We start from the raw sequence: 4353 nt of genomic DNA, 5'->3' as shown, positions 1-4353 counted from the left end.
CCGGTGGGATCCCGGAATACTGGATTGGGGATCCTGCCAAGCAGTTCGTTTCCGTGTTCGCTGGGTTGGTGGGGAATACGAAGACGAGGTTAAAACCGGCCCTGAACGCATTGTTGCCTCGGTTTTGCCCCAGCTAGATTTGAGCGTGGAAGAAACCCTGCAAGCGTGTCGTTCTGTGTAGTGTTCCGTGCTGCATACTTTGTCAGGAGATACCTATGCCAATTGGAGTGCCTCGCGTTCCCTACCGTCTGCCCGGTGAGCCCTACAGCCAGTGGATCAGTCTCGATGACCGCCTCTACCAAGAGCGGATCCTGTTTATCGGCGAGCCCATCGATGACAATTTGGCCAATACTATCGTGGGGGTGATGCTCTACCTCAACTCCCAGGATCCCCAAAAGGATATTGTGATGTACATCAACTCTCCCGGCGGCTCTGTAACGGCGGGCATGGCCATCTACGACACCATGAACCACGTCAAGCCCGACATTGTTACCGTTTGCGTGGGCCAAGCAGCCTCGATGGCGGCCTTTTTGCTGGCTGCCGGCACCAAGGGAAAACGCTTTGCCCTGCCCCACTCCCGCATCATGCTGCACCAGCCTTCTCTGGGCACGATCCAAGGCCAGGCCAGCGATATCGAAATTCGCGCCCGCGAAACTTTGCGGGTCAAACGGCGCATGAATGAGCTCTTGGCGCAAATGACTGGCCAGCCGCTGGAGAAAATCGAGCGGGATGTGGAGCGGGATTTCTACCTCTCGGCTACGGAAGCCCAGGCCTACGGCATTGTAGATCGGGTGATCCAAGAGCGCTCGGAAGCAATGGCCAGCTAGGGGGGATTTTGGCTCGTCGCAAAAAGACGGCCTGGGCAAGCTCCTGAGTAAGATAGGGATCCAAAGGCTGACTCTCTTTTGCTTGGCCGTTTGACGGGCCTGGATCGAGTGCTCCTGCCAGCAGGTGTGACGTTCCTTGGCTTATACGGTGTTGGTTCTGGGGTGCCGGGAGATGGGCTGAGGATCCCTGGGGTAGCTAGGATAAGGCGGGGTGAACCGAAAGCATTGGGTCAAAAGGAGTAGTGGATGGGCCAGTCTGCTGGTGTTCCTGCTGTATCCACCGAATCAGGCTTTGGCTTTGCCCCCGGCTTCTGAAATCCCTGAGGAGGTGCTGCGGGCGGAGCCAGGTTTGCAGGCTCGCTCGCCGGTCGATAATCAGCCCCTCACTGCTGGCGAGGCTCTGCAACTCCAAGCAGCCCTGGCAGCCCGGCCCGAAACCGGATCTGTTTCTCCAGAGGTGGAGCGGCTGATCTTTTTGCTCAAGCTGCGCAAAGGGTTGCGCGACCTGTTTCCTTTTTTGTTTCCCTAACCTTTGATCCGGCTTTCGCCCTCTCCCCAAGGGCGAGGAGGGATCCCTTTCTGGTAGCAGTAGGGGCCGGCGCGGGATCCCCAAGTCTGCTGGCCAGTGGTGGCGTCAAAGCCGCGATCCCAGGTGATGAATTCCTGAGCCGTGAGATCAAATTCGATGTGGATGTAGGTGCTGTCGCCGGGGTTGAGACGGCAGCCGCCGCCGGGCAGCATCTCGCCGTGAAAGCAGCCTGGGCGTTTCTCCACCAAAATACGACAGCCAGGCAAGTGCTCCAGGTCGGACAACGAAAGCTGCGCCAAGCGCTGCGGCTCCTGGGAGGCGCCTGCCCAAGCTACTTGATCCCGTAACTTATAGTTCTCAATCCGCAAGGGATCGGCCAACACCTGCAGCACTCGGCTGCGGTAAAATCGGCCCGGTGTGTGCTCGTTAAATTGCTCGGTAAAAAAGCCGATTCCTTCTGAAAAGAGGTGGGGAACGCGCACGTACCAAAGGCTCACCGGCACAAACCACACGGGCTCTGCCATTGCTTGGGCGCGGTTGCTGTAGTAACCTTCCAGCCAATCGGCAAAAGTATTGAGGTCGGAGTCGGCAGTTGCTGCAGCAGAGGTTGTCATATGCAGGAAGGAGGGTTGCCTGTCTGCAGGATTTCTCGATCCTACGCTTATTCCTATCGATCAGAGGGAGAAGGGAGTTGAGGATCGGCGCAACCAGAGGGCTCAGCGTTGAGGAGTTTGCTCTGCTGAAAGCAATTTTTCTTCTACCATAGAAAGCTATGGCAAAACTCACCCCCAGCTCCAGCTACAGCATTGCCCTACGCCTACGTCTGCCCAACCAGCCGGGGGCGCTGGCCCGTGTTACCCAAGCCATTGCCGAGGTGGGAGGCAGCCTCAGCCAGATTGACCTCATCCACCAATCGGCAGCCGAAACGGTACGGGAAATCTGCGTGGATGCCGTTAGCAGCGAGCACGCCCAGCAAATTCACGCTGCTGTTGCCTCTTTGCCCAACGTGAAGGTGGAGCGGGTGGTGGATCGCACCTTTGAGCTGCACCGGGGAGGAAAGCTACAGGTGGTGGCCAAAAGCCCCCTGGAGAGCGCCGCCGATCTGGCCATGGCCTATACCCCGGGTGTGGGTCGGGTGGCCCTGGAGATTGCCGCCGATCCCAATGCTGTCTATGAATACACCATCAAAGGCAATTGCGTTGGCATTGTTACTGACGGCAGCGCCGTGCTGGGCCTGGGGAATATCGGCCCGGAGGCCGCTCTGCCGGTGATGGAGGGGAAGGCAGCTCTGTTTAAGCGCTTTGCCGATATCGATGCTTTCCCCCTCTGCCTGGCTACCCAGGATGTGGGAGAAATCGTGGAGACAGTGGTGCGCCTAGCGCCGGGGTTTGGCGGCTTTAACCTGGAGGACATTAGCGCCCCCCGCTGCTTTGCCATCGAGTCCCAGCTCAAGGCCCGTCTCAGCCTGCCAGTGTTCCACGACGATCAACACGGCACCGCCATTGTCGTGCTGGCCGCCTTGCTGAACGCCTTGAAGGTGGTCAAAAAAAACCTAGACGAGGCGCGCATTGTCCTCAACGGGGCAGGAGCAGCCGGGATTGCGGTAACGCAACTGCTGCGGCGGGCTGGGGCAGCCCACATCGTGGTCTGTGACCGCCAAGGGATCCTCAGCCGCTCCCGCACCGACCTCACCCCCGAGAAAGCTGCCATTGCCGTTGAGAAGAGCGGATCCCTGGCAGATGCCTTGGTGGGGGCAGATGTGTTCATTGGGGTGAGCGTGGCCAATGCCTTGACCCCAGAGATGGTGGAAAAAATGGCGCCGGATCCCATTGTCTTTGCCCTGGCCAACCCGGTGCCAGAGATTCAGCCGGAGCTGGTGAGCGGTCGGGTGGCGGTGATGGCCACCGGGCGCAGCGACTACCCCAACCAGATCAACAATGTGTTGGCCTTTCCGGCGGTATTTCGCGGTGCTCTGGATTGCCGCGCCAAGCAGATTAACACCGAGATGTGCCTGGCTGCCGCCCAGGCCATTGCCAATTTGATCCCACCTGAAGATTTGGATCCCCAGTGGATCATTCCCTCAGTCTTCGACGGGCGGGTAGTTCCCCAGGTGGCTGCCGCCGTGATCCAGGCTGCCCGCCAAACAGGAGTGGCCGGGATCCCTTGAGGGTTGCCCAGGCGGCCCTCCTTTAGGGCGACTATGGGCAACGAAGAAGTTGCGGGCAGACAGTCCGTTGGCGGAGGAAAACCTTACCAAAAGCGGGTGGAAAGCAGCATCCGCTTGCATCAGTGGTCTGCAGGTTTCTAAAGCGTCAGCCCCCTAGGATAGCAAACCATTGCAACTGCAATTTATTCACGTCCTAGCACTGCGCGGAAGCAAGCTGGCAGTGCAGGGAAGATCTCAACATACCGAGCATCAATTTTGTCGGAAATGGCCTGGGGGACGCCTTGGAGCGGCAAATGCGGCAACGTTAAAGTCCACTTTTTTGGATCCCTTGTAACTTAACAATCCTTCAAGCTTCCTTCCTTCTTTGTGTAGTATTTTGCGCAGACGTCACTGACTTCATCGATTACCCTGAGTTTTAGGTTTTCTGATCACTCGGCACTCCCAATGGACATACGTAAGCCGCTCTACGTCCACATCGTCACCACGCTCACCGCTGCTAGCATTGCCGCTTTGCCTCAGTCTGACCTCGGCAGAGCCCTCAGAGTGGCTCTGGTGGTTGGAGCCGGGAACGCAGTAGCCTCGAGGATTGCTTGGTCTTCTGCCCGAGACAGGGATCAGCGAGTGCAAAGCCTCCAAGCAGAGATTGAAGAGCTACAGAACCGGTCTGCGCGGAAGGAGGAAGAAATTCAAAGATGGCAGGGTCTCGTCGGAGACTTGTCCCGGCAAGTCCAGGAGAGGGACGAGAAGCTGCAGAACCGGCAAGCGGAACTGACAGAGCTCCAAACCCGGCTTCAGCAGAGCAGCAAGCAAGTCCAAGATCTGGAAGCACA

The 4353-nt window shown here is 58.2% G+C and carries 4 protein-coding genes and 1 pseudogene; 4 read left to right on the top strand and 1 reads right to left on the bottom strand.

What is annotated here, in order from left to right:
* The 3 genes and pseudogenes from NW852_RS11760 to NW852_RS11750 all read left to right on the top strand — a co-directional run.
* Positions 1-181, top strand: a pseudogene (locus NW852_RS11760) (hypothetical protein); the annotation flags it as partial.
* Between the two features lie 34 nt (positions 182-215).
* Complete coding sequence (locus NW852_RS11755) at positions 216-827, top strand: ATP-dependent Clp protease proteolytic subunit (RefSeq protein ID WP_414364115.1); 612 nt, start codon at positions 216-218, stop codon at positions 825-827.
* 298 nt (positions 828-1125) lie between these two features.
* Positions 1126-1356: a hypothetical protein gene (locus NW852_RS11750; protein ID WP_414371381.1), complete on the top strand. Its 231-nt coding sequence runs from the start codon at positions 1126-1128 to the stop codon at positions 1354-1356.
* Here NW852_RS11750 and NW852_RS11745 read toward each other — a convergent pair.
* Positions 1353-1970: a chromophore lyase CpcT/CpeT gene (locus NW852_RS11745; RefSeq protein WP_414371379.1), complete on the bottom strand. Its 618-nt coding sequence runs from the start codon at positions 1968-1970 to the stop codon at positions 1353-1355. The two genes, NW852_RS11750 and NW852_RS11745, sit on opposite strands and share 4 nt — an antisense overlap.
* 158 nt (positions 1971-2128) lie before the next feature.
* On the opposite strand from NW852_RS11745, the gene NW852_RS11740 reads away from it, so the two are divergent.
* On the top strand, positions 2129-3523 hold the full coding sequence (locus tag NW852_RS11740) for a malic enzyme-like NAD(P)-binding protein (protein ID WP_414371377.1): 1395 nt from the start codon (positions 2129-2131) through the stop codon (positions 3521-3523).
* The last annotated feature ends 830 nt before the right edge of the window (positions 3524-4353 follow it).

Source organism: Synechococcus sp. H60.1 (assembly GCF_047462335.1).
In the GTDB taxonomy this organism is placed as follows: Bacteria; Cyanobacteriota; Cyanobacteriia; order Thermostichales; family Thermostichaceae; genus Thermostichus.
Note: the sequence above shows the minus strand (reverse complement) of the source record. Positions and strands in the feature narration are given on the sequence as shown.